Raw genomic sequence first — 26,873 nt, 5'->3', positions numbered from 1 at the left:
TCTTTCAAAATACCTATTGTAATCGTACAATTTATTAGGTAGAATATTATCATGCAGTAAAGTATTGAGGATACATTATTGATAAGACCTTTTTTATATACCTCTATGGAATGATAATTCATGGAAGTGAATAAGAAAGGACTAAGTTATGGAAAAAAAGAGTATATTAAAAATCGGAATCATTATTATTTTAATACTATTTGCTGGAATTCTCTATAGCTGCAGAGATAAAGAGCCGGCGAACATTGTCCTGCAGGATAAGGTTTCCAATCATATGGAATCGGTGGACACCATAGAATCCGGAAGTCAAAAAGCGAACGATGAAAGACAGAAAAATAGTAATGATAAGGAAGAAACAGGAGAAGCCGATAGAACTTTCATAAATCAGTCTGGATATGATAAAGTGAAAGATCAATCTTCTGTTGAAACTTCAGATAACATCGGGAACTCTATTTATATACACGTTTGCGGAGCAGTGAAGAATCCTGATGTATATGAGGTGGAATCAGGAACCAGATTGGTGGATGTTATTAAGTTGGCCGGAGGTTTAACAAAAGATGCAGCCGGAGATTATGTTAACCAGGCTGCTAAAGTAGATGACGGACAAAAGGTTTATATTCCAACCAAGGAGGAAGTAAAAAACCTGCAGACAAACGTTTTAAGCGATGATATAAATCAGCTGGCTTCAGACAATGTTACTTCTAAAAGCGGAGGTACAGACGCTAAAGGTGGTATCACTTCCGGGAAAGTTAATATTAATACTGCTTCAGCGGAGGAACTTATGACATTGCCTGGCATTGGGGAATCGAAAGCAGAAAGCATTATGGCTTACAGGCAGGAACACAACGGGTTTAAGACAATTGAAGAAATTAAGAATATTAACGGAATAAAAGATTCCGTTTATAATAAAATCTGTGAAATGATTACAGTAAATTGAGCAATTTCCTTTAGGAAACCGGCTTAGAAATTATAGGATGGGTGATGAATGTGGGTAAGAAAGTACTTGTTGTTGATGATGAAAAATTAATCGTAAAAGGGATACGCTTTAGCCTGGAACAGGACGGTATGGAAGTTGATTGTGCTTATGATGGTGAAGAAGCATTGGAAGCTGCCAAAAAGAAAGAGTATGATGTGGTATTGTTAGATGTAATGCTGCCTAAAATTACAGGATTTGAGGTATGCCAGCAGATTCGTGAATTTTCCAATATGCCGATTATTATGCTCACTGCTAAGGGAGATGACATGGACAAAATTCTGGGCTTGGAATACGGAGCAGATGATTATATAACAAAACCATTTAATATACTGGAAGTAAAAGCACGTATCAAGGCTATTATGCGCAGAAGTTCCAAGAAAACAACGGATAATCAGGCTAAAGTCATTAAGTTTGAAGACCTGAAAATCGATTGTGAAAGCAGACGTGTTTATGTTAATAATAAAGAAGTGAATTTAACAGCAAAGGAATTTGATTTACTGGAATTATTAATATTCAATCCCAATAAAGTATATAGCCGAGAAAATTTGCTCAATATTGTATGGGGATATGACTATCCTGGTGATGTAAGAACAGTGGATGTACACATTCGTCGTTTACGCGAAAAGATTGAAGATAATCCTAGCGAGCCAAAATATATACATACAAAATGGGGTGTTGGCTATTTTTTCCAAGATTAAAGAAAAATTATGGTTTTTAAAAAGTATGAGAGTGCATTCTTTATTTGCACTCTTCTTAATTGGTGTTCTTCCGATTTTATTTTTTACCTGGGAAATGTTGAACACCTATAATTCAACGGCTTTTGAACAAAGGAAAAATGATTTGCAAAGTCAGGGAAGTTCTATGGCAAATCTATTACTATCCTCCGGTTATTTCAGTGACCCATCCATAGAGGAAGTTAACACGGAATTATTACGTATCGCTAATATTTATGACGGAAGAATATTAGTTGTAGACAGTAAGTTAAATATATTAAAGGATACTTACGGAATAGAAGATGGTAATATCATAATTTCTGAAGATGTCATTAAGTGCCTTCAAGGGATTAATAGTATTCGCCAGGACAAAGAGAATAATTTTGTCGAGATGACGGTACCCATCACACATAATACCTCCAAGGATATTATGGGTGTTATTTTAATGAACTTCTCTACGAAAAATATTAATTCCGTATCATCAAAATTATCCCAAAAAGCAAGCGTTTTATTCCTTACTACAGCCATCCTCATATTTGTATATGCATTTTTTTACTCCGGTGTATTTACAAAACCTTTTATTAACTTAAAAAAGGCAATCGGCCATCTTACGGAAGGGTATATGGACGAAGAGGTTAAAGTGGATGGATTTTATGAGGTAAAACAGATATCCAATTCTCTGAATCAGATGCTTTTGCGTATCAAAAATCTGGAAAGGTCCAGACAGGAATTTGTATCCAATGTATCACATGAGTTAAAAACACCGATTACCTCTATAAAAGTATTAGCAGATTCCCTTATCATGCAGGAGAATGTACCTCCTGAATTGTACCGGGAATTTCTGGTGGACATAACGGAAGAAATTGAACGTGAAAACAAAATAATCAATGATTTATTATCCTTGGTTAAACTGGATAAGACTGCAAGTGAGATGAATATTACTTCTATCAAGATAAATGATCTATTAGAACTCGTTTTAAAACGTCTTCGTCCAATCGCCAAGAAAAATAACATTGAATTAATTTATGAGAGCTTCCGCCCGGTAATAGCGGAAGTGGATGAAGTAAAGCTTTCCCTTGCTTTATCCAATTTAATAGAAAATGCGATTAAATATAACGTAGAAGACGGTTGGGTAAGAGTATCTTTAAATGCTGACCATAAGTACTTCTACGTGAAAGTAGCGGATTCGGGAATCGGTATCCCGGAAGATGCACAGGATTTTATATTCGACCGTTTTTATCGGGTAGATAAAGCCCGTTCCAGGGGTACAGGCGGTACCGGACTTGGTTTATCCATAACAAAAAATGCAATTCATATGCACAAGGGTGCTATTAAAGTATATAGTAAGGAAAATGAGGGTACTACATTTACAGTACGGGTACCGATTAATTATATTGCATGAATTCAGGCAATTGCGCAACTATCGATTGTTTCCCAATAGCCTGATATTAAATAAACAGTTAGAAAGGAAGCCTTGCAGGGATACTTTCACTCCTTTTATTTGTGGCAGTACCGCAAACATTGTTAGTGGTGTGCAAAGGTATAATTTGAAAGAAATTCACTTTCAACCTTAGAAATTTATACCTGCGAAACCAAAGTGTGCAAGTACACTTGGCGCAAATTTCAGATGCGCATAAAACTTGCCCAGGAATGGAGGTAATGATGAAAGAGAAAGAGATAAAATTTAAGAAAAATAAAATAAATCTAATATCACTGACGGTTGTTCTTATCATAACTGCCTTGTTGGGAGCCTGCAGTAAAAAAGTTGAGGATACCAACGCAGTGAAAACAGATGAGCCTGAATATTATCTTTACTTTATTGATAAAAATGAGACAAAAATTGTAGCAGAACCATATCAACCGATAGCAACAACAAAAGAAGAACTGGTAAAAGAATACATGGAAGCCTTAGGTAAGGAACCAAAAGATTTCTCTCTTAAGTCGGCAAAACCGGCTAAACTTATAGTGGAGGATTTCAGCTTTAACGAGGATAATGGGTTAAGTATTGATTTTAACTCTGCTTATAATAATTTAACCGGTATCTCTGAAGTTCTATGCCGTGCCTGCATCGTAAAAACATTATGTCAGATTGACAGGGTGGATGATGTAGAATTCTATGTGGACGGGCAGCCATTAAAAGGTTTAAATGATCAGCCTATCAGCTTCATGAAAGCGGATGATTTTATTGATGATACCAGCGCGGAGAATGTATATGTAACCGTTTATTTTGCCAATGAGAAAGGTGATAAATTAGTAGGAACAAATTTAAAAATCCATACTCTTGATGGAAATGTATCAATTGAAAAACTTATTCTTGAAAGTTTAATTGCCGGTCCGACAGGAATTAAAAATATAGAAGAGAATCTTAAAAAGACTATACCGGATGGAGCGGAATTGATCAATGCATCAACCAAAGATGGTATTTGTTATGTGGATTTTAATGAAAAGTTTCTAAACAAGGTATCCGGAATTAAAGATGAAGTAGTAATTTATTCTATTGTTAATTCCCTTGTTGAACTTTCTACAATTAACAAAGTACAGTTTACGATTAATGGTGAAGTTAAGAAAAATTACAGGGAAGATCTTTCTCTTGATAATTTATTTGAAAGAAATCTGGATTTGGTAGAGGGGAGTAAATAGATGAAAATGAAAAGGCCCCTTGTATGGTTGTTGGCCTCTTATTTGGCGGGTTTGGCCCTGTATTCCTTTTTTTCTTCTTATATATTTATAATAGGGGAATAAGCTTCTTATTGATTACATTATGGATTTTTCTTCCAAAAAGTAAACGAAGATTATCAAATTATTATTTTTTATTAAGTTTACCCCTATTATTTATACTGGGGTATTACCGGATGAATCAGCAGTTGTCACCGGGCAGTCTGGATGACCTGTTTGCAAGTGAGATTAGCGGTACCGTTCAGGGGCAGCTTCTGATGATTCAGGATAAAGGTGAATACCAAGTACTTACGTTAAAACATAATACGATTTATCTGGATAATTCAAAAAAATATATTAGTGGTAAAATTACTGTATATACATCTTCTAAAGACCAATACGAAATTGGCAATATCTTATCCGCAAAAGGCGAAATCAAAAAATTCCAACAGGCCTCTAATCCGGGGCAGTTCAATGAATACCAATACAATAGGATGTTAAATATATATTATAAAATGAATGCGGATGAAATAGATCTCATAACCGGCAAGAATTCCGTTTTTCCCCAATTTCTATATGACATCAAAATAAGATTAATTGAAGTATATAATAAGATGCTTCCCAAAAAGAACGCAGGTATATTGTCGGCAATGATACTGGGGGAAATGTCTCTTTTGGATCCGGAAATAAAAGAATTGTACCAACAAAGCGGTATTTCACATATACTTGCCATATCCGGACTGCATGTTTCGTTATTGGGTTTGTATCTATTTCAATTTCTTAAACATTTAAAAATACCTTTAATTTTAAATGCTGGTATTTCCATATTAATTATTTTTTCCTACGGAGTGCTGACTAATTTTAGTGTTTCTACTAATCGTGCCGTAGTAATGTTAATCATCTTAATGCTTGCCGGATTAATCGGCAGAACTTACGATTTGTTATCAGCAACAGCTTTCAGTGCTTTGATTATATTAATACAATCACCGCTCCAGATAACAAATGCAGGCTTTTTGCTTTCTTTTGGTGCTATTTTGGGTATTGGATTAATTAATCCTGTTTTATCAATACTGATTCCGTATAGAAATAATTTCTGGGATGGATTAAAAACCAGTATCAGTATTCAAATTATAACGCTTCCGATTATTCTGTATTTCTTTTATGAATTTCCTACCTACTCTGTAATAATTAACATGATTATTCTGCCTTCTTCCTCCATTATAATTCTACTGGCTATTCTTGCAGGTATATTAGGGTGTATCAGTCTGCCACTTGGTATATTAACCATTGGGGGAGTACATTATCTGTTAAATTCCTACGAGTGGGTATGCAGGGCGGCTTCGGAATTACCTTATAGGACTTTTTTAATTGGACGTCCGGATATATGGGTTATTACCGTCTATTATGTAATTGTACTGCTGCTTATTTGCTTTCATAAAAAAATTAAACGAAAGCTATGTATTTTTCTATTGTCTTTTCTGTTTATTATATTTATTAAATCTAAACATAGCTCTCTTGATGTGACATTTTTAGATGTTGGGCAAGGTGACGGAATATTTCTTTTATCACCCAGTGGAACAACCTATCTTGTTGATGGTGGCAGTTCGGATGTTTCCAAAGTGGGGCAATACAGGCTGGAACCTTTCTTGAAAGCGAATGGTATTAAAACTTTGGATTATGCAATTGTGACTCATATGGATTCAGATCATATCTCCGGATTAAAAGAATTAGTTGAAGCAATGGACGATATGAAAGGAGAAGCAACTTCCATGCTGTATAAAGGTAATATAAATATCCGTAATCTGCTTATCCCTGATATATATGAGAAAGATGAAGTATATGAAAAACTTATTTCTATGGCTGAGAGGAAAGGGATTAAAATAACTTATATCAAGCGAGGGGATACTATAGAGGATGGAGGTGTTCGTTTCACCTGTCTGCATCCGGAAGCCGACTATAGTTTCACATCCCGGAATGCATATTCCACTGTTCTTAGTATCAATTATAAGGAGTTTGACTTATTGTTAACCGGTGATTTGGAGGCAGATGGGGAAGATATGGTTTTAGAGGAATTAAAAGAACAAGCAGGTACTGCTGATAATGCTAAATCGGGAAATACTAATATTACCGAAAATAATTCAGATATTATAGCAGAAGCCGAAAGACAGCCTGCAACCGATTATGATGTCTTAAACAAAAGGGTTACGAGATTGATACAATTTCGGTTTCCGTGTTCAAGTCTGTAAATAGCTTATTATAAGGGTCTTGTGGCAAGTTGCTCAGAGATAGTTCTAGACTTTCAAGAGAAAAACATTGGGCTAAGTTATAATAATTACATCTTTCTAACTGCGTTTGCACAACCATATTAACGATATAAGTTTAATCGTTATAAGATTTAGTAATCGTTAGACAGTATCGCTCCTATAAAATTCATATTCATTGGATGAATTATGCCCAACTTAAATGATAAATAAATTACGAACATAAAATATAAGTCAAAGGTGATTTTTTTGTGTAACAATCGTCTCACACCCGCATAGCGGGTGGGTTATATTTCGCACGCATTGCGTGCTCAACAGGGTCACGACCCATAACAAAACATCTGATTAAGATATAACTATTATACTTGATCAGATTTTTTATTATAGGCGTGTTTCATTTGACGCTTACCCTTAAATATAATTCACCCGACTTTAAATGAGTTGATAAATAAGGGCATGGTAGTAAGCGAATATTTTCGTAACGATAGTCCAACTATTATGATAATCGTTACGATCGTATAACTCATTCCGCAATTCTCGTAACCCCCACATATATTTGAGATATTTTATACCATGTAGCAAAATCTACCACACCGGTTTGGGGAAGATTAAATATTTGTTGGAAGATTCTTACCGCCTCTGCGGTTTGTGGTCCATACTGTCCATCCACAGCCATTTTAGGAATCGCTACATAAGTATCTGAAATACGGTTTAGCTGTTCTTGAATCATCCGTACACTGACTCCGGTGGAACCTATTGTCAGATTTACTCCCGGCCAGGAAGCTGGAACTCCAGATACTTGAGGTGCTGTGTTAATAAACATGGAATCTCCATAAAAATGTTGAAGTATCTGGATTGCATTCAGACCATTCTCTCCCAGTTCCTTAGATCCCCATTGGGTCATCCAGTTCGGACACTGTACTCTATAACCATCACAGTATTGGGTTAATATGGGTTGTTTAACATTAGGTCTGGATAAATAATTGGTGAATATCTGGTCCACCGCTAGGCCGATATTACTGTAAATATTCCTGCCCGGAATCCATTTGTGATCAAAGGCCGTGGATGAGGTTATGGTAAAATTATATCCCTGATTACGATACCATTCCGTAAAAACTCGGTTTAGGGTAAAGGACTGGATAGCAAGAATATTTGCCATAATGGTTGATTCCGGCCATGTGGCATAGATTTCGCTAGAAGCTACATTTTTAATATAATCACGGTACCGTACATAGTGATTCTGTGCAGCAGTATCAGTAGGAGGACCGTCGTGGACTACGATATATTCTGGGATCACTACATTTTGTAATACAATTTCACCGGTTTCACCTATAGCTTTAATCTCTTCTTCTTCTATTTTTGGTGGGTAATCGCCATATAAAGTATGAGGTGGTATTACATATAATTCACCTCCAGTAGGAATTTCTGCAGGGGTTAGGGTTAATTCCTGCAGAGCTGTTACAAGGGTGAGTATTTCAACATTCGATACGGTAACCGGTTCAAAGTCCGGTGCGCTTACCCTAAGGTTAAATTCTGAATAAGGTTGTGTGGCTGGAGCAGGGTTCAGACTATAATCAATTGGGGGTGCCGGTAATTCAATTTCTTGTGTGAGCCCGTTAAAATCGGTAGTAAGCTCTTCTATAATTACCTCCGGCTCTGCCGAAGAGGAAATTTGGACGATTGCACTATCAATTGGTGCCAGTCCTCTGGTTGTGCAGCGAACCTGTAACCTCCCGAAGGTCTGTGTTCCCATTTCAGCTGGATAAACACGAATTTTATTATATAAATTTCGATTAATATTATTATTTTTCATCATTCTTTATCCCTCCTGTTATTAATATTAAATCGGTTCAAATCCAAAATAATTTAAGATACCGATATATATTGCATAAGCAATCAGCCATTGATTATCTCTAAGAATAGCGGCATCATGTTCATTCGTAAGATATCCCATTTCTATCAGTAAGGAAGGCATATTAGCTCTGCGCAAAACATATAAGGATTGATTTATTCGGATGCCATTATTCTTTAAGGCTGTAAATTGGACAATAGCATCCATGATATGCTGTGCTAGCCAATGTGCTTGAGTGTTGTATTGGTATATATAGATCTCAGCTCCATTAATTGCAGGATTTACATTTGCATTAGCATGGATACTGATAAAATAATCAGCAGGCCATTCATTCGCCATTCTAACCCTTTCAGCAAGGCTGGTTGCATTTGAAGTTCCTAAAACCGTAGTATGCGTAGGTCTTGATAACAAAACGGAAAATCTTCGGTCAGCTCCTAATAAATTGGCAAGATAGATTCCAACCTGATAAGTAATATCTTCTTCTATTAACCCAAGACCTCTGGCACCAGTATTGTGGTAACCAGTCGGATTGTGTCCTTGATCTATAAATATTTTAATAGCCATGAAATACTTATACTTCCTATTCTATAAAACTGTTATTATATTGTATTCAAGTTCATGTTAAATGTTGTTATTAAGGCTAATACAATTCCTTCATAGATTGTTATAGTCATTATTTCAAATGCACTAAGGCTACACCATATGTTATTAGTGCCGTGTTAGGCGCATATTACCTTATAAAGTTAAAACGTATCAAATACATTTTCCAAGCTAAATTGTTCTGCAAATTAAGCAATCTGAATACATGTTAGATTAATTAATTAATTATATTAATGATAAGTAATAATGAGATTGATTTAATTCTATTTATATGGACTTGTGTCTACGCTATTGACGCAAGTCCACTTGAACTTGGGTTGATAACATATAATGCGTATGCATTATTTCTTCAATATGAATATTTTCAAGGTTGTATATAAAGATATTCGAGACACGAGTAATGTACCTCATGAGACGATAGACGCATACGCTGAGACTATAGAACTGCTTTTTGTCTTGCGAGACAAGGGAACTACTGTTTTTAAGTTAGGTTGAGACTAGAGAACTGTTATCATTAGACTAATCACTTATTATTCTTTATATACTTCCTTCCGTTTAATTGAAAGGCATCATGGCTTTTGATTTGCTCGATGGCAACTTTTAAGTTCCGAGCGTCTCTGTGCCTATGATATTGATTATAGCTGTTGTGCTTATGATATACTTTGAAATTTCTAAAGGTTGGGTATTCCGCAACATGAATACCCCAGAAGTGCATTGTATTCTTTGACTGCAAATAGACGGCAAAGCATCCCATCTGCATTACATTAAAATAATGGAAGTCAATAGTTTTTATGAAGAAAAGGAGTATTTCGCTTTATTACATGTAGCGGAAGGTATTATCCAGACACAGAGCCCCATATCCCAGAGTCCTGTTAGGATAGATTCTCTCAATCCGCAAAGGTCTGGCTCCATTAATCAGATATGCCCTGAGCTTCTCACCGTACAAATAAGGATCATTTCCCCGCACAATGCCCCATTCCATTAATAAAGCTGCACTGCCGGTGACAAACGGAGTCGCTATAGAAGTTCCCGAACGAATCGTATAGCCTCCTCCCGGGGAAGCAGAATTGATATTTACTCCTGGTGCCACAAGATCCGGCTTAACCCGGTTATTTCTGGTATAGCCCCTTCCCGAAAATGGTGCATAGCTGTCCGTATAGGCGTTGTAAGCTCCTACGGTGATGGCTCTTTCAGCGGTAGAGGGTATCGTCAGGGTGGTATATTCCGAGGAAAGCAGAAAGCGGGTAGCGGGGTTTTTTACACCTCCTGACGGAAGCCAGATATCATAATTGCCTTCCACGATCCGGTTTGGTACCAGTTCAATACGCCAAATACCGGAATTAATATAACGGTTTGTCGGAATCAACTCAACATAGATCTCCTGTTGGGGATTATAGGGTGTGGGATCCCCATAGTAGAGAAATATTTCTGTCTGAGCCACCGTAAACTGCTGCGTACCTAAAATCCTTGGGATTGGTCCGACACGGGTTCCGTTCGGGGCAGTTATAATAATATCAAAATGATCATAATAATTTTTCCATATTTGAAAATTCAGTGCAAACTCATACTCGCTGACGGCAATTTCAATCACCTCGTTTCTTCCCATTTGCAGAACTCCCTGGGCGTGATTTCCGGCAGCACCTTCATTTCCCGTTCCTATAATTATGTTATTTTTCCAGATATTCGCCGCATCATTGATAAAAGTCTCCAGCAATGACAGTCCCGTATGTGAGCCGTAATTATTACCAAAGCTGATGTTAATCGCAACGGGGTTTCCTTCAATAACTGCCGTTCGAATCGCAAAATCAATTCCCTGCATCAGCTGAGTCGTTCTTGGAAAGGAATCACCCATGGATGTACCAAGCTTTACCACAATCAGCTCACTTTGGGAAGCAACTCCGCGATACCGCCCGTTGCTTGCCCTTCCGTTGCCGGCAGCAATACCGGCCACATGAGTGCCATGGCCTGACAAATCCGTGCTTGGAACCAGCTCCAATCTCTCGGGCATGGGTGTATTCAAAGCTTCATTAATTTGCTCTCTGGTATAAAGAGTTCCAATGTCAAACCCTTCCGGCGGTGCTCCCGGTATGGTCTGATCCCATAATGCCAATATCCTCGTGGTTCCGTCTTCATTCCGGAAATCCGGGTGGGAATAATCAATTCCCGAATCAATAACAGCTACCAGTACGCCCTCACCAAACAGATTGTAAATACCTGTCTGAAGCGGGTTAATACAAGAAGCAGTCCTTCCTTCGTTTACTTCATAAAAAAGTCTCTTTGGTTTTTCGACAAACTCAACTTCTCCATAATCCGTAAGCCGGTCAATCAAATATTCCGGTATCGTCAGGATTGCATACCCTCTCATCAGTTCAACAGCAGATATATCCAGTTCCTCCCGGATCCGGTCAAGGCTTCCGCTGTATTTTACAATCAATTCCCATGTGTTCGTATTCGGAGAATATCCTACGTTCAGATTTAATGTTTTCGCTCTATCCGCTTCGGGAATATCAAGTGCAAGGTTTAACTCATTTTCCAGTTTACCATTCGGCATGGCTTAACTCCCAGGCTATCTTTGTTAGTTCATTATATGCAGACATGGAACTGAAAATTGCAGTCTTGCGAAAGGTACTTACCACTCCTACGCTTTCTTATAACAGATGATAATACAGCACAATGTCTTCATAATTACCGTCCTTTAACAGAAAACCCCGGGTACCACACCCAGCTTCACAAATCCAGCTTTTCATACAAATGATGCGCACTGAGATTTGATTTAACTACAGCATTAAACTGAAGAATTCGAAATCCCAGCTCATGTCCCTTATTAAGACAATGTCTGACTAACTGCTCACCGACATGCAATCCCGTGCAGAGGATTTCACTGCATAGCTGGCATTGCTGATATGGCCGCAGCGGCCTATATTATTAGGGTGAAGGATGTATAAGCCGACGATTTCCGTCCCCCATTGTGCAACAGCGGAAAAACTCTGGCAGGCAAAAAACTCTTTTGCCTCCTCCAGGGTCAGCGGTTCCATCTGCGGAAAAGCTATCCCGTCCTCCACTACCTCATTCCATATTTCCATCATAGATATCAGATCGTTTTCATTGTATTCCCTTATCGTTAAATTCATAATCAAATCACACCTTTACTTTCGTATCTTATTTTTCAAAAAGAAGGTTCCTCTGCTTTTTCTTCGAAAAACATATGCTTTATATATAGATCATTAAAATCTGTCTCATTGGATAAGCTGATTTCGCCGGATACGCCAAGTATATGATCCACTCTGGCAGAAGCGCTTTCCCCTGCCAGATACTTTACAGCTCCTCCTAACGCGCTGTTTCCAACAGCTTTGATTTTACCGGAAAGTTCTTTGGGCAGCAAACCCACACCAAAGGCCTTCTCCAAATTCATTTGATAGCCGAAGCCCCCGCCAGATATACGGTATCGATCTCATCAAAAGTAATCCCATGACAGCGGACCAGCGTCTCTATTCCGGCACGGATTGCCGCTTTTGCCATTTGAAATTCCCGCATATCCTTTTGGGTAAACAGGATTTCTCTGCCCTGGGGATCGGCAGCAACCGGATACCCCTGTTCAAAATATTCCTCACAGAGCAGCCCCGTGGCATCGGATAGTTTTGACTGAAGCAGTTCAAAAACCAGTGCTACCACTCCGGTCCCGCAGATACCGATGGGCGGCTGATCTGCGATGGTCTGAAGCCGGTTCCCCTCCTTATTAATTTCAATATCACAGATGGCACCTGCAATGCTTCCGACACCGCAGGAAATATTACCACCCTCAAAAGCAGGTCCGGCTGCAGCGGAGGAAACTAAAATCCGGTCTTTATTGCCCACGGCCATCTCACCATTCGTGCCTAGATCAACTAACAGACAAGGATTTTTCGCCTGATCAAAATCACAGGCCAGCAGACCGGCTACAATATCCTCTCCTACATATGCTGAGATGCCGGGAAGGATGGTTACCGGAATACTCAGGTAATCACTTCCCATGACTTCTTCATAAGGAAGCGTCAGCGTACTGATATTGACCGGCGTAAAAGGATAACTGCCCAGCCCCTGACAGGAATATCCCAGCAACAAATGGCCCATGGTGGTATTCCCGGCAATTACGATCCTTTTCAATCTGTTTTTCGGAATCTCGGCCTCATGAAGGATACGCCGGATCAGCTCCAGAAGATCCTCCTGAATACTTATTCTCAGAAGCTCCCGCTTTCCGTCATTGGACGCCTTTATTCTTGATACAACATCCGTTCCATAAGCTCTTTGCCGATTGATTGCAGAGTCTGTCAACCGGATTTTTTTACTTTCAAGACCAACCAGACTGGCGGCAATGGTGGTGGTACCGATGTCAACTGCGACTGCATAATCCTCATCCGCCTTACCGTAACCGATGCTTTCCTGCCGGTGCTCCGTGATAATTTTAAAATCCGTCTCCCTGCCCGAAACCAGCCGGATGATGCAATCCTTTTTGGGATAGGCTTTACAGGCCAGCCGGTATCCCTGCTCCAGCTCCTGCTCCGTTAGTTTATTCCGATCAAACGAGGTTATTTCAAGCTCTCCCTCCAGAAGCTGAAGCTTACACTTTCCGCAGGTTCCTCTGCCCGCGCAGTCTGCACTGAGATAAATGCCTTGTCCAATTATCGCATCCAACAAACTCGTCTCTTCGGTATAATTAATCAGAATCGGTTCTCCTCTTCCCGTGATAGTAATCCGGCTCATCCGTTTCCTCCTGTCACTCAGTCATGTATTTATCCTGGTAAAACTCTTAATTCCTGTTGCTATCATACTTCAATTGTCTTCCTGTTTCAATAGTTATTCCTTTACTACTTTTGTCGTAGCTTTAATCACTCTTGTTATCCATCTAATAAGGATGAACAACAAAAAATGATTCTACAACATGTTAAATATTGACAAGCCGATTCCCCAGTGATACCATGAAAGCATAATAGCTTACAGAATTTTACGAATAGGTGGATTAAGTACATGGCAGACCGTTTTTTGACGGACGAAGAGTGCGCTTCGTTCGGAGAGTACGTTAAAGCACGCAGGGAAGTGCGCGGAAAGTCCATTCGTGGGCTTGCTCAGGAACTGTTCCTGACACCAGCATATCTGAGTGACATTGAGAAAGGAAACCGATATGCGCCGGAAAAATATCTTGACAGGATGGCTGAGGTACTGTGTATCAAGGGGGATGACCTCTACACTTTTTATGATTTGGCGGGTAAAAGTAGGAATAATCATTACCCGGATCTGGCAGAGTATATCGGGAAGACGGAGATTGTACAGGAAGCTTTAAGACGTGCCCGTGACCTCAACATCTCCATTTCACAGTGGCAGAACTTCATTGACGAAATTAGTGGTACGAAGAAAATACAGGAGTAGGCTATGATGAGGCAATCAGTGTGTTTACCTATGTTGATGGTCATTATGTCAGACCGCACTGTTTTAAGAGTGGATATATTCGGAAAGACCAGACATTTTCCATCAGTATAAAGGATACATTAGTTGAAAGTACGCTCAAATCAGAATTTAAGAAGGAACTGGAAAGAGGAAATTTTTTGCCTGTAGACTCACATTTTTGCTTTAAACACCCTAATTACATACCCATAGAGAAGAAGGTCAGACTGTTTTAACAGATTATGCCTGATTCCATAGGGATGAATGTTGCCAAGTCTTCAATTTGAAGCTTCAATCTCTGAACAAATATGGAGAGGGGTTTTGCAGGATGTGTTCTATTTAGGAATGCTGCTTCAAATATAGTTTTTGAAGCCCATTACTCATCTGACATTAAGGATAAGCCAAACCAAGCAAATATGATAAAGCAATATAATACAGAGTTACTGAATGTGGCTAGAATGCTACCAGTGACGTTTTCAGGGACACTGAATGCTTTAATCGATTGGTCTGGGATGACTGAGGAGGAACTGGCAGGTGCATCAAGCATTAGTGAGAAAACGATTCAAAGATTAAGAAATGCAGAGCCAGACAATGTTACAATAGAAACAGTGGTACAGCTGTCGATTGGTATGCAGTTACCACCTGTATTAAGTACTTGTTTGTTAAAGGCATCGGGTAAATCTTTTATGATGACAGAGCAACACATCATGTATCAATTCCTGTTGAATACCTGTTACACAAAATCTATTCATGAGTGTAATGATATGCTGGAAGCACAGAATTTAAAGCAACTTGGACGGCAGAATAGAATAACATAATAAAATTTATTGTTGTGGTCGGACATGCCATGTCTGTCTGTATTCGTTATTCAAGAACAATAGCAATCAATAAAAAAGAGTCATGAAAATAAGCAAAAAGCTTGTTTTCATGGCTCTTTTTTTATTGCTGTGTCAGCAAAAATAGGACATCCCATGTCCGAGCAATTTTAGCTGGCACACTTTAAAATTAGAGCATAAATAAAAATTCATATAGACCTGACAGAGCGCTGGAAAGGTGGATATGACCATATTGTTTTGAAGTAGCTGTCATTATGACAGTTATGGAAAAGCAGTTGGAAGTACCCTTTATTTCCTGCGCTCTTTTTCTAATGCCTGGTCTTGGGATGCTTCTATCCATGGTCAAACGGTATCTGCTTTACCCCAGTCTCTCTCGGTCGGAAAGAGAGACAATCTATGAAAAAGAAACCCAGGAAATCAGAGTAAATGGAGCAGAAGAGGAGCAGGTACAAATCCCAATGATCATCGATAGGGATTCAATCGAAGAATATGGGATGATTGTAGGCGTTAAGAAATCCCAGATTAGAAAATGGAGAATCGGTAACAGAATAGTGGATGTGGTGTTGGTTCCAGGAACTAAGACACAGTACGATGCCGTGATGAGTTCCTATTCAGCGGAGCTTAAAGCAGAGGATCGTGACAAACGCTGCGAGGTAAGCAATGGAAAAGGAAAACTGATTCGCTGCCCAGAAAGTAACAAATGCAGTCAGTGTCCATATGCCACTTCATTGGACAAGAAGAATTTTGGAACATTAACCTTTAGTTGCCTGGCAGCAGAAAATGAAGAGACCAATTTCGAAGCCGCCGCACCACCTACCTATGGTGCAGCAGATATTTACTTGGATATGCTAAAAGAGCTGATAAGTCATGTACAGGAAATCGACCCTAACTACGGTAAGATACTTCAGTTATTATCTGATGGATTTAGCCATAGGGAAATTGCGGATGAGATTGGAATGGGAAAGAGCACAGTCACAGATAAGGTGACGAAGATTAAAGCAATTGTAATTGATTTATTAAATAACATGATTTAGCATAAATGGTAGCAGCACTATGTAGAATGAGTGTTGCTACCATATTGATTAATCTTTTCTATAAAACGAAGTCTCAAAGCCATCAGCTCTCAATAATAGACCTTTTATCCATGGAGGAGTTTTTCCCATCTGTTCACAGATGAAATCCAAAGATTCTTCCACTGGACATTCGATAATTAATTCATCATGAATGTGGCCGCAAATGAATGATTGGGAGAGGGTTTGCATCGCATAGCTAAGGATATCTCTGGAGATTGCTTGAACTATATTCTCCACAAATTTGGCACCGTATGATTCGATACGCTCCCATTTCTTTGTTGCACCCACACCTTCGTAGGTTATAGCCTCCCCACCAAATCGATTCATACCTATCTTAGGTTTTACATAAGCAAGCTTTCTACCAGAGGGAAGTTTGATAAAGAGCATACCACTTTGATAAATAAAACAGATGCCATGGCATTCAGTGGCTGTTCTTTGAGTAATAGCCTTTTTAACAGTGGTATCTACATCCCACCAAAGCTGAACGATATTAGGGTTTGAAGCTCTCCAGGCATCAACGAGAGGTTGTAGTTCTTCTTCTAAAATACCCATATCTAAGGCTCCCATTGATTTAAGAGCACCGCATGAACCACCATATCCTAACGCTAGTTCAGCTATTTTACCCTTTTGGCGAAGGTGACTGTTTTGACCATGTTTCTCAACAGGAACACCAAACATGGCAGAAGCACTTGCACAATAAATATCTTCATTATTTGCAAATACTTTATTCCTCCACGACTCCTGTGCCAAATATGAGAGCACCCTTGCTTCAATTGCACAAAAATCTACTACAACAAACTTATATCCAGTCTTTGGGATGAATGCGGTACGGATAAGTTCTGATAATACTTCTGGCACTGAATTATATAGCATTTCTAATGCATCATAGTTACCACACTTTACAAGGCTACGTGCTTGCTCCAAATCAGGCATATGGTTTTGAGGAAGGTTTTGTAATTGAATGATACGCCCTGCCCACCTTCCACTTCGATTAGCTCCATAGAACTGAAACATTCCTCTTGCCCGGCTGTCAGCGCATACAGCATTTTGCATTGACTGATATTTCTTTATACTTGATTTGGCAAGCTGTTGACGAAGAGTAAGGACATCAGCTAGTTCTTCTGGAGCATCTTTTAGCATTTCTGCTACAGCTTTTTTACCAAGGGTTTCAGTCTCCAGTCCATTGTCAGATAACCATTGTTTCATCTGTAACACAGAATTCGGATTATCCAGATTTGTGAGCTTCTTTAGTTCATCCGAGAGTTCCTCTTTGGAACGCTCATCCATCATAATCGCCTGTTCTACGATATCCATATCAATAGCAATTCCTCTATCATTTATCTTTTGATCTAAATGATATTCTTTCCAAACAAACTCAGGTACAGGAAATTTGGACAGCTTTTTCTGAATGGACATTTCAACTGTAACATCCTTGCGGTTGTAAGAGATGAATGTATTCCATTTATTTTTGTCATGGATAGGAAGATTTCTAGTCCGGCCACCGTTTGATTTTGTAGGCTTACATGGAACACAAAAATAGCGGATGAGGTCTTTTCCTTCTTTCATTTTCTGTTCTTCCAATCCAAGAACTGCTCCTACACCTTCAAGAGATAATGGTAATCCAAGATATGCCGACCATACCATCGAGCATCTCCACGAGGATGGATCTAGGTAATTATCGACCGTGTCATCACTGGTACTGTAGCTATTGAAATATTCAGGATAATTTCTTCTAAGCCATTCAGACAAACAGATACGTTCAAAAGCAGCATTATATGCCCACTTTATAACTTCTTTGTCTGATAGAGCAATGATTACCTCTGTAGGAACTTTCTCATTATTTGCTAGATCGATAACGACAACCTCTCCACAATTGATGGAGTAAGCAAAGAGAAGTATTTCAAAGTTGGGTGACTCTGCATATTTGTACATACCGCATTTCTTTAGATCCACATCAGAATATGTTTCGATATCGCAACTCATATATTTTATTTCAGCCATCCAAAACTCCTCCCTAATTTGATGCGAGATATTGTTGATGAAGAAACACCATACATACTAGCAAGCTCAACTCCTGTAATTCCACAGGATAAGCCAAAACGAATATTTTCAACATCGTCAGTCGATAATTTTCTCCATCGCCCCCCATCTTTATATACATCAAGAATATTTTCTGTACGTGTACCATATCGGAGATTGCAGACACGATTATCGGTAGGAATACCATTTTCGTGGAGAACTTCACAACCGTTAGGACAAGGACCTAAGAAGGTCAATGCAATTAATTGATGTACTGGTTTCCCAATGCCACCACGTCCTAATACTACAGAAACATGACCACTTTTACAGAATCGTCCTGGCTTTAAGATTCTGCCGTGAATCATTCTGTAAAAATCATGTCCTGTGAAATGACATTTACCCCTAACTAACCGATCTAGACTTTTAATACGTCCCATTGTGCTTGCCTGATATTTTCCTTCAAACCCAGGTATGTCTTTCCATATTTCTTCTATCATATTCACCATCCTTAATGTAAAAGGGCGGCAGCATTGCCACCGCCCCAGTCAGAGATTAACGGTATACATCTATGAAAGAAAATCATCATCGTCATCTGTAGAAAAATCATCCTCTGCACGAGACTTACCACCCAAAGGTTCTCCGTCTGAAATCTTCTGAAGATTATTCAGCCCACAGGCAATTCCGCGATTTCCGTTAGAATTGAATGCGTACAGATTAATGGAGGCTCTGCCGTATACACCGGAATAAACTTCAGAACGCTCAAGGATCGGATTACAATCTGCATCGACAATACCAGGTGCGGTAGAACTATTGGCATTGATAAAGTATGCATTTGCGTAGGTAGGGTCATCCGGTCTTTCAGCATCACCATCGCGAAGAGGAGTCTTAAGAGCGGAAAGAGCTGGGACTGTTTTGCCATTACCCTTTAATTTGGACTCGCCTTCCTTATATGCGGCTTCAATGGCATCCTTAATTTGTGCGACTGTTTTGATGTCAGACTTTGGAATGATGAGACTTACGCTATATTTTGGTGTTCCTCCGTTGATTGACTTTGCATCCCATACATTTGCATATGACCATCTTGTCTGTGGACCTGTAATTACTTTCGTTGGATTTGCTAACTTTGACATATTATTGTCCTCCCTATTCTTTATTGAAATCGATTTGTGCTGTATTAAATTCCGGTCGCTTATCATTCTCCGGAACAAGAGTTGGTTTACCAGGAGCCTTCATAACAAGGCTTCCTAGAATTTCTTCAAATTGCTTTTTACCAAGAGCCGATGTCATAGCTGTTACTCCGAGGAGTTTCTGTTCATACGGATTAAAACCTGCCAAAGTGACAGCCTCAGCGACCTTCTGTTCATCCGTGTATTTTCGGATGGAGCGTCCTTCCACAATTTTAAATCCATCGTACTTTGTGCCATTAAGTGCCTGCTCTAATGCATAATCCTTTATGTCATTGACCCAGGCTACAAGGTTTTCTACCCTGGTGAGAATAACACTGATTTCGGTATTATCCAGATTGACCGGCATTTCAAAGTCATATTTAGCGAGTTCCAGGTTGTACTCGGCACGTTTGCGGCAGGTGGCCTTTATCTTGCAGAACTGGCAGTGGTCACCTGCTTTGAATTCGCCCTCACCTGTATAAGCAAGTTTAGCAATTGGGGAGAGAACCTCGTTTCCCCATGTTATGAGATCTTCCTTTGATAAAGTGTAAGTGCTGACATTATCCCTTCGTGGCTGGAAGATTGTCATCTTGACAGTATCGATATCGTAGATGCCATCGAATAGTTCTAAAGCTCCCAGTGCATAACACATCATTTGGGGATTTTCTTCAGCAGACACCAATATTCCAAGTCCGTATTTGAAATCAATAATTTGAAGAACCCGGTCAGCAACGATTACACAGTCACCGGTTCCGAACCCGCTCTCTACGTATTTGGAGAAGTCAAGATGCTGTTCGATTAAGACCACGGGATCGGAGCAGTAATGCTTCGCTTCTGCCAATTGCTCCATGACGAAAGAAGCATATTCTTCGGCACAGCTTTCCATTTCTCCATCATAGAACTCCAAATTTTCTGTGGGGTCTTTCGTATTCCTGCCAAGTGACCGTTCTAATTTGAACTGACAGAGGCTATGTGCATCCGTGCCTTCCTGGGCATAAGGACTGGATTTATTATCCTCTTCGGCACATAACTTTGCCGAAGGCGGACAGTGCAGCCATCTGTGACTGGACGAAGCGGAGAGTAATGCATGTTTAGGCATGTCCAAACACCTCCGCATCTACGAGTAAAGCTTCGTAGTCAGCCGGGTTAATATCGGACAGTTTATCAGCTCCGTACTTTATAAGTAGTGCTTTGACATCTGCTGTGTAACCGTTACGGGATTTCTCCGCCAGGACAGCACGGACATCAGTAAGAGAGATTGATTTCTTTGCAGGTTCTGGTGGTTCTTTTATCGCAGCCTTCTGATTCTTAGGCTTACTTGTAGATTTTTCTTCTACATCTGTAGAAAAAAGTTCTCTTAGAGTATCTGAAATTCCAATTAAGATTTCACCACATCTTTTTAACTCATCAAGTTCTGCGGATAATTCGTTCATCCTACTCATGCTTGTTTTCTCCTTCCTTGTTTGATTGTTCTTGCTCGGTTAATTTCCTTGCAAGTCGCTTAGAAATAACACTGATTGCGATTAGTACATCAGCAAGTTCTTCATCTAACCCGAAGTCTTGTTTGCTATCAGCACCTGCAGTTGTTTCAGACTGCATAATTAGCACCGCCTTTCCGAGGGTTTATTACCTCTCAATTTCCTAAGGACAGATGTCTGAGCTTTGGACGGATGATCTTGTAACTTTTATAAAAATCTTTTCTGACTCAGGTCCCTCTAACTTCCTAAGGACAGATAAGGTAAGATTGGACGGATTTAATAAAAAGTTTTTAAATTATCCGTCCAATAGCAAAGGTTCTGTCCTTAGGAAGTTAAGGGGATATTTTGTCCTCGAATATTTTTGAAGGAGGTGAGACCTTGGGTATTAGCTTGTATAACGCAGAAGGCTACAAAGACCCTGTACCTTTTGAAGCGATCAATGGCATAGAGCGTGAAGAAAGAAGGAGGAATTACAGACCACTTGTTTATATTTGCTCTCCTTATGCTGGAAATGAAGAATGGAATACCATGAAAGCTAGAGAGTATAGCAGATTTGCAGTAAAAAAGGGAGTAATACCAATTGCCCCACATCTGTTGTTTCCACAATTTATGGATGAAGCCACCGAGAGGGAATTGGCAATGTTCATGAACATGGTACTGCTGGGAAGATGTGCAGAGCTGTGGGTGTTTGGAGGAAGGATATCGGAAGGCATGGCAGCTGAAATTCTAAGAGCCAAACGAAAACGCATGAGAATCCGTTATTTTACGGAGGACTTTAAGGAGGTGACCAGATGAAGCTAGTACTTTATACAGCAAACTGTATAGGCGATGTAAAAAACTGTTACTACCCAAATCGCATTGAGGTTACGAGTGCTGAGAAACTAAAAGAGGTTGTCAGAAGTGATCACGTTTGTGCGGAATATAAGAACAACTACCGTAGTGCAGAGAATTTTATTGAATCGGTAGTATTGGTCATGGATTGTGACAATGACCATTCTGAGAATAGCAATGAATGGATTACTTTTGAAAAGTTGGATGAACTATTCCCGGATGTTTCTTATGCGATTGCCCCAAGTCGTAATCATATGAAACAGAAGGCTAATAAATCAGCTAGGCCAAGATTTCATGTGTACTTCCTTATCCATTCATGTGACGATGCAGATGAGTATGCAGAATTTAAAATAGCGATGCAAAAAGCCTATCCATTCTTTGATAATAATGCATTGGATGCAGGACGCTTCATCTATGGTGCTAATTGTGATGAGGTGATATGGCACGAAGGTTGGTTGACCATTGATGAAGAATTACCTATGTTTCAAAATGATGAAGGTACCGAAGTAGCAAGAATTACAATTCCAGAAGGAAAGAGAAACAGTACCTTATCCCGCTTTGCAGGAAGAGTAGTAAAACGCTATGGTGCTACGGATAAAGCACATCAAATATTTCTTGATGAGTCAAAGAAATGTGATCCACCGTTGGAGGATGAGGAACTTACAACGATATGGAATAGCGCTATAAAGTTTGCCAGAAAGGTGCAGAACCAGGAGGGATATGTTGACCCGGAAGAGTTTAATAATGATTTTAACTGTGAATCGTTGAAACCTTCCGATTTCTCAGACATCGGTCAGGCAAAGGTCCTAACCCGTGAATATGGAGATGAACTTTGCTACACAGATGCGACTGACTACCTTCGTTTCAATGGTGAGTATTGGGTGGAGTCAAAACAGCAAGCGGTAGGTGCAATGGAGGAATTCTTGGACTTACAGCTTGCAGATGCTTTGGATGAAGTGCAGAGAACCTTAGATATTCTTCTAACAAGTGGAGTATCAAAGGATGATGTGAGAGCTGGTGGAAAGAAGTTTGAAAAATCACTACAAGGAGAACAGCTGGAAGCATATCGCGCTTATTTAGCGGCAGTAGCTTACAGACAATTTGTGATGAAACGCCGTGACATGAAATATGTAATGAGCGCATTACAAGCAGCAAAACCGATGTTATCCATCAATGTTAGCGATCTTGATAAGGATGAGTTTCTCCTTAATACTCCTGGAGCTACTTATCATTTAAGAGATGGACTTTCAGGTGCATATGAGCCGGATGGAAAAGATTACATTACAAAGCAGACATCTGTTACACCGGGAGATGCTGGTAAACAGCTGTGGCTTGATGCACTTGATACCTTCTTTTGCAGGGATTATGAACTAATTAATTATGTACAGGAGATTGTAGGACTATCAGCTATTGGAAAGGTGTATGTAGAAGCACTCATTATTTCATATGGTGATGGACGTAATGGTAAATCTACTTTCTGGAATACCATCTCAAGAGTACTTGGAACTTATAGCGGTTCCATCTCAGCAGATGCCTTGACTGTAGGATGTAAAAGGAATGTGAAGCCTGAAATGGCAGAACTAAAGGGTAAGCGCCTTATCATTGCTGCCGAGCTGGAAGAGGGAATGCGACTAAATACTTCCGTCATTAAACAACTTTGTTCTACAGATGAGGTGACTGCAGAGAAGAAGTACAAAGATCCATTTAAATATGTGCCTAGCCACACCCTTGTTCTTTATACAAACCATCTACCAAGAGTAGGCGCGAACGATGAAGGAACCTGGCGAAGACTGATAGTAATCCCATTCAATGCAAAGATTGAAGGAAAGAGTGACATTAAGAACTTTACGGATTACTTAGTCCAAAATGCTGGCCCCTATATATTGGCATGGATTATAGAAGGTGCACAAAGGGTCATTGCAAATGAATTCAAACTAAAACTTCCAACCTGTGTAAAGAATGCTATTGATCATTATCGGTCAGACAATGACTGGCTTGGAGCATTTCTTGATGAATGCTGCGAACTTGATCCTACCTATAAACAGAAGTCTGGGGAGTTCTATCAGGAATATCGTGCTTACTGTTTGAGAACAGGAGAATATGCCAGAAGCACCACAGACTTTTATACTGCCCTTGAAGTTTCTGGTCTAAATCGTAAGAGGCTCTCAAGTGGAATCTTTATAAATGGAGTTCGTATAAAAAATACAGATTTTATTGACTAATGCACAGGTGTGTAGGTCGATGATGGTCAAAAACAAAACTCTTCTTAGATTAGAAAATATGAAGAATGTAGGTCAATTAAGGTCATATATAAAAAGTCCCTATAGCAAGAAATTATAAAAAATCTATATAAGAAGAGTTTAGGGTATGACCTCAATTGACCTACACTACCCAAGTTTTATGGAGGTTGGTATGAGAGAAAAGGGTATAGAACAAAAGCTTGTAATAGAAGTTAAAAGACGAGGGGGTATCTGTCCAAAATTCACATCACCTAGTTTTGATGGAATGCCTGACCGATTGGTTTTATTGCCATATGGGAAGGTTGGCTTTGTCGAGGTCAAGACTCCCGGTAAACAACCAAGACCATTACAGCTTGCAAGAATTAATTTAATTCGAGGATTAGGCTTTCATGTATTTGTCCTTGATGAAGAAGAGCAGATTGGAGGTATCCTTGATGAAATTCAAAATACCGTGTGACTGGTACAACCATATGATTGGAGGTGATGCCTTATGAAGTTCATACCACACAATTATCAGAAATATGCCATTGATTATGTAAAAGAGCATGATGTTTCAGCATTGTTATTGGATATGGGCCTCGGTTGACAAAACAGTGATAACATTAACTGCTGCAAATGATTTGTTATTTGACAGTTTTGATGTACACAAGATCCTTGTTATCGCACCATTAAGAGTAGCACGTTTCTCTTGGAGTAGCGAAATAAATAAATGGTCGCATTTAAGTCATCTGATTTATAGCGTAGTAGTGGGTACAGAATCTGAACGATTGTCATCACTGAAAGCAAAGGCAGACATTTATATCATTAACCGTGAAAACGTACCGTGGCTTGTTGAATCAAGCGGTGTGCCCTTCGATTTTGATATGGTGGTTGTAGACGAGTTATCTTCTTTTAAGAACCATCAGACAAAACGCTTTAGAGCTTTAATGAAGGTAAGACCAAAGGTCAAAAGAATTGTGGGACTGACCGGAACACCAAGTACGAATGGATACATGGATTTATTTGCAGAGTTTCGTCTCCTTGATATGGGAGAGAGACTTGGTCGTTTTATAGGTCAGTATCGTAATGCATACTTTAAGCCAGATAAGATGAATGGACCGATTATTTATAGCTATAAATTACTTCCTGGAGCAGAAGAACAGATTTATAAGAAAATATCCGATATCACGATTTCTATGAAATCTAAGGATTATTTGAAAATGCCCGAGCTTGTAAGTAGCAATTATGAAGTGTATTTGGATGAGAAGGAGAAGGCGAGATATGAAGAGCTGAAAAAGGATTTAGTGTTACAACTAGGTGATGGAGAGATCACTGCTGCAAATGCAGCTGCTCTTTCAGGAAAGCTGTGTCAAATGGCTAATGGTGCGATTTATACGGATGATGGCACAGTCCTTGAAATTCATGATAAGAAACTGGATGCATTAGAGGATATTGTTGAAGCTGCCAATGGCAAACCGATATTACTAATTTACTGGTTCCGACATGACCTAGATAGAGTAACAAAGAAGCTAGAAGAACTTAAGGTTCTATTTGCAAAACTGGATACCGATGCAAGTATTCGGAAATGGAATAATGGAGAATTACCCGTCGCATTACTTCATCCAATGAGTGGAGGTCATGGCTTAAATCTTCAAAGTGGAGGTTCTACGATCATATGGTTTGGTATGACTTGGTCATTGGAATTGTATCAGCAGACCATAGCAAGGTTATGGAGACAGGGGCAGACAGAAAATACCGTTGTGGTGCAGCATATAATAGCCGCTGGAACGATTGATGAGAGAATTCTTCGAGCTTTATCGGATAAGGACAATACACAATCCGCATTAATCGATGCTGTAAAGGCTAATCTGCAAATCTGAGACAATCTGAGTAAATCCGAGTGGAATAAAAAATTCTAAAATCGGAGGTACTATTTATGTACAAAAATAGGCAAGTGAAACCTTTTATAGTGGAAGATGGATTCTCCAATCTAGCAAATGCCATTATCATACAGGCAGTTAAGGACTATAGGGAAGCAATCCGTTTCTTGAAAACCCATCCACATACTCCTGATCTAGATACGGAGGAAGCGAAGACGGATATTCGAAAGATTACTCTGCTAAATGAAATTATTAAGAATGAAGGAGAGCGGGATGATGTAGAACGCTTTTTCCGTTCCGGTTGGTTTAAGGCACTCACTAGTCTAGATGGTGAGGCCATATTAAAGCAGGTTCGTGAAATGGAGGTGGGCTAATATGACTACATTAGATTTTCTTAGTCAAGCCTACCGACTTGACCTTCGCATTGATAGTAAGCTTGAACAGCTTGCTTCCTTAAATGAACTGGCAACAAAATGCACCACTACTATCAGCGGTATGCCTCGTAACCCCAACCATAGCGTATCCTCTATGGCAAATGTAGTTGCAAAGATTGTGGATCTCCAAAGAGAAATTGATCGTGACATACATCAGTTAATGGACATTAAGCGGCAGATTGCTGCTAGTATCAAAGCAGTCGAAAATAAGGAATACCAGACCTTGCTTGAGCTTCGTTTTCTTTGCGGCTGTACATGGGAGGAAGTTGCTATCAAGATGGGCTATAGCATTCAGCATACTTATCGAATGCGTGATAGAGCACTAAAGAAGGTTGTTGTTAATGCAAGTGGAGAGTAAAGGAGAGTTGATGTTATTACAGAATATAGTATAATGGTATTGTAGAAAGTATAGACATAGGCCACCGCAGGAGAGATCCTTGGTGGCTTTTGTTATGCCCAAAA

General features: G+C 39.4%; 23 protein-coding genes and 3 pseudogenes. 15 read left to right on the top strand and 11 right to left on the bottom strand.

Going from position 1 to position 26,873, the window contains the following annotated elements:
* Positions 1–148 precede the first annotated feature (148 nt).
* From Ana3638_RS19465 to Ana3638_RS19445, 5 genes are all read left to right on the top strand, one after another.
* Positions 149–937: a helix-hairpin-helix domain-containing protein gene (locus Ana3638_RS19465; protein ID WP_161839509.1), complete on the top strand. Its 789-nt coding sequence runs from the start codon at positions 149–151 to the stop codon at positions 935–937.
* 50 nt (positions 938–987) lie between these two features.
* On the top strand, positions 988–1,674 hold the full coding sequence (locus tag Ana3638_RS19460; RefSeq protein ID WP_161839508.1) for a response regulator transcription factor: 687 nt from the start codon (positions 988–990) through the stop codon (positions 1,672–1,674).
* Positions 1,675–1,837: 163 nt separating this feature from the next.
* A complete protein-coding gene (locus Ana3638_RS19455; protein WP_246240395.1) occupies positions 1,838–3,091 on the top strand; it encodes a sensor histidine kinase in 1,254 nt (417 codons plus the stop codon).
* 257 nt (positions 3,092–3,348) lie between these two features.
* Entirely contained in the window at positions 3,349–4,329 is a 981-nt protein-coding gene (locus Ana3638_RS19450; RefSeq protein WP_161839506.1) for a GerMN domain-containing protein, read from the top strand.
* Between the two features lie 23 nt (positions 4,330–4,352).
* Positions 4,353–6,590 carry a DNA internalization-related competence protein ComEC/Rec2 gene (locus Ana3638_RS19445; protein WP_246240392.1) on the top strand — a complete coding sequence of 746 codons (2,238 nt, stop codon included), beginning with the start codon at positions 4,353–4,355 and terminating at the stop codon, positions 6,588–6,590.
* A 538-nt stretch (positions 6,591–7,128) separates the two neighbouring features.
* Here Ana3638_RS19445 and Ana3638_RS19440 read toward each other — a convergent pair.
* From Ana3638_RS19440 to Ana3638_RS19415, 5 genes and pseudogenes are all read right to left on the bottom strand, one after another.
* Complete coding sequence (locus tag Ana3638_RS19440) at positions 7,129–8,421, bottom strand: peptidoglycan-binding domain-containing protein (protein ID WP_330587667.1); 1,293 nt, start codon at positions 8,419–8,421, stop codon at positions 7,129–7,131.
* Positions 8,422–8,445: 24 nt separating this feature from the next.
* Positions 8,446–9,021: an N-acetylmuramoyl-L-alanine amidase family protein gene (locus tag Ana3638_RS19435; RefSeq protein WP_161839504.1), complete on the bottom strand. Its 576-nt coding sequence runs from the start codon at positions 9,019–9,021 to the stop codon at positions 8,446–8,448.
* 853 nt (positions 9,022–9,874) lie between these two features.
* Complete coding sequence (locus Ana3638_RS19430) at positions 9,875–11,608, bottom strand: S8 family peptidase (RefSeq protein WP_161839503.1); 1,734 nt, start codon at positions 11,606–11,608, stop codon at positions 9,875–9,877.
* A 97-nt stretch (positions 11,609–11,705) separates the two neighbouring features.
* Positions 11,706–12,188, bottom strand: a pseudogene (locus Ana3638_RS26905) (N-acetyltransferase family protein).
* A gap of 35 nt (positions 12,189–12,223) precedes the next feature.
* A pseudogene (locus tag Ana3638_RS19415) lies at positions 12,224–13,797 on the bottom strand (ASKHA domain-containing protein).
* Between Ana3638_RS19415 and Ana3638_RS27145 the strand changes: the two are divergent.
* The 4 genes from Ana3638_RS27145 (at position 13,778) to Ana3638_RS19400 (ending at position 16,345) form a co-directional block, all read left to right on the top strand.
* Entirely contained in the window at positions 13,778–13,966 is a 189-nt protein-coding gene (locus Ana3638_RS27145) for a putative holin-like toxin (RefSeq protein WP_408609480.1), read from the top strand. The pseudogene Ana3638_RS19415 and the gene Ana3638_RS27145 sit on opposite strands and share 20 nt — an antisense overlap.
* 95 nt (positions 13,967–14,061) lie before the next feature.
* Positions 14,062–14,460, top strand: coding sequence for a helix-turn-helix domain-containing protein (locus tag Ana3638_RS19410; protein WP_161839500.1), 399 nt, complete (start codon positions 14,062–14,064; stop codon positions 14,458–14,460).
* A gap of 473 nt (positions 14,461–14,933) precedes the next feature.
* Positions 14,934–15,293 carry a helix-turn-helix domain-containing protein gene (locus tag Ana3638_RS19405; protein ID WP_161839499.1) on the top strand — a complete coding sequence of 120 codons (360 nt, stop codon included), beginning with the start codon at positions 14,934–14,936 and terminating at the stop codon, positions 15,291–15,293.
* Positions 15,294–15,565: 272 nt separating this feature from the next.
* Positions 15,566–16,345, top strand: a complete 780-nt coding sequence (locus Ana3638_RS19400; RefSeq protein ID WP_161839498.1) for a helix-turn-helix domain-containing protein — start codon at positions 15,566–15,568, stop codon at positions 16,343–16,345.
* 48 nt (positions 16,346–16,393) lie between these two features.
* On the opposite strand, the gene Ana3638_RS19395 is transcribed toward Ana3638_RS19400, so the two are convergent.
* The 6 genes from Ana3638_RS19395 to Ana3638_RS24730 all read right to left on the bottom strand — a co-directional run bounded on the left by Ana3638_RS19395 (position 16,394) and on the right by Ana3638_RS24730 (position 21,168).
* Entirely contained in the window at positions 16,394–18,385 is a 1,992-nt protein-coding gene (locus tag Ana3638_RS19395; RefSeq protein WP_161839497.1) for a DNA polymerase, read from the bottom strand.
* Positions 18,373–18,900, bottom strand: coding sequence for an NUMOD4 domain-containing protein (locus Ana3638_RS19390; protein WP_206762694.1), 528 nt, complete (start codon positions 18,898–18,900; stop codon positions 18,373–18,375). The genes Ana3638_RS19395 and Ana3638_RS19390 overlap by 13 nt, the downstream gene beginning before the upstream one ends.
* 69 nt (positions 18,901–18,969) lie before the next feature.
* Positions 18,970–19,533 (bottom strand): DUF2815 family protein, encoded by a 564-nt coding sequence (locus tag Ana3638_RS19385; protein WP_161839496.1) that lies wholly within the window; start codon positions 19,531–19,533, stop codon positions 18,970–18,972.
* Positions 19,534–19,546: 13 nt separating this feature from the next.
* Positions 19,547–20,668: a DUF2800 domain-containing protein gene (locus Ana3638_RS19380; RefSeq protein ID WP_161839495.1), complete on the bottom strand. Its 1,122-nt coding sequence runs from the start codon at positions 20,666–20,668 to the stop codon at positions 19,547–19,549.
* Positions 20,661–21,011 carry a DNA ligase gene (locus Ana3638_RS19375; protein ID WP_161839494.1) on the bottom strand — a complete coding sequence of 117 codons (351 nt, stop codon included), beginning with the start codon at positions 21,009–21,011 and terminating at the stop codon, positions 20,661–20,663. The genes Ana3638_RS19380 and Ana3638_RS19375 overlap by 8 nt, the downstream gene beginning before the upstream one ends.
* Positions 21,004–21,168, bottom strand: coding sequence for a hypothetical protein (locus tag Ana3638_RS24730; RefSeq protein ID WP_202621517.1), 165 nt, complete (start codon positions 21,166–21,168; stop codon positions 21,004–21,006). The genes Ana3638_RS19375 and Ana3638_RS24730 overlap by 8 nt, the downstream gene beginning before the upstream one ends.
* 257 nt (positions 21,169–21,425) lie before the next feature.
* Here Ana3638_RS24730 and Ana3638_RS19370 point away from each other — a divergent pair, with 257 nt between their 5' ends.
* The 6 genes and pseudogenes from Ana3638_RS19370 to Ana3638_RS19345 all read left to right on the top strand — a co-directional run bounded on the left by Ana3638_RS19370 (position 21,426) and on the right by Ana3638_RS19345 (position 26,769).
* On the top strand, positions 21,426–21,842 hold the full coding sequence (locus tag Ana3638_RS19370; protein ID WP_161839493.1) for a DUF7768 domain-containing protein: 417 nt from the start codon (positions 21,426–21,428) through the stop codon (positions 21,840–21,842).
* Positions 21,839–24,100 (top strand): phage/plasmid primase, P4 family, encoded by a 2,262-nt coding sequence (locus Ana3638_RS19365; RefSeq protein WP_161839492.1) that lies wholly within the window; start codon positions 21,839–21,841, stop codon positions 24,098–24,100. Before Ana3638_RS19370 ends, Ana3638_RS19365 begins: the two co-directional genes overlap by 4 nt.
* A gap of 190 nt (positions 24,101–24,290) precedes the next feature.
* Positions 24,291–24,575 (top strand): VRR-NUC domain-containing protein, encoded by a 285-nt coding sequence (locus tag Ana3638_RS19360; RefSeq protein WP_161839491.1) that lies wholly within the window; start codon positions 24,291–24,293, stop codon positions 24,573–24,575.
* 33 nt (positions 24,576–24,608) lie between these two features.
* Positions 24,609–25,977, top strand: a pseudogene (locus Ana3638_RS19355) (SNF2-related protein).
* A gap of 56 nt (positions 25,978–26,033) precedes the next feature.
* On the top strand, positions 26,034–26,351 hold the full coding sequence (locus Ana3638_RS19350; RefSeq protein WP_246240389.1) for a hypothetical protein: 318 nt from the start codon (positions 26,034–26,036) through the stop codon (positions 26,349–26,351).
* 1 nt (position 26,352) lies between these two features.
* Entirely contained in the window at positions 26,353–26,769 is a 417-nt protein-coding gene (locus tag Ana3638_RS19345) for a DUF1492 domain-containing protein (protein WP_161839490.1), read from the top strand.
* Positions 26,770–26,873 lie beyond the last annotated feature (104 nt).

Origin of the sequence: Anaerocolumna sedimenticola, from assembly GCF_009931695.1 — a bacterium.
Classification (GTDB): Bacteria; Bacillota; Clostridia; order Lachnospirales; family Lachnospiraceae; genus Anaerocolumna; species Anaerocolumna sedimenticola.
This window is presented reverse-complemented; position numbering and strand designations above follow the sequence as displayed.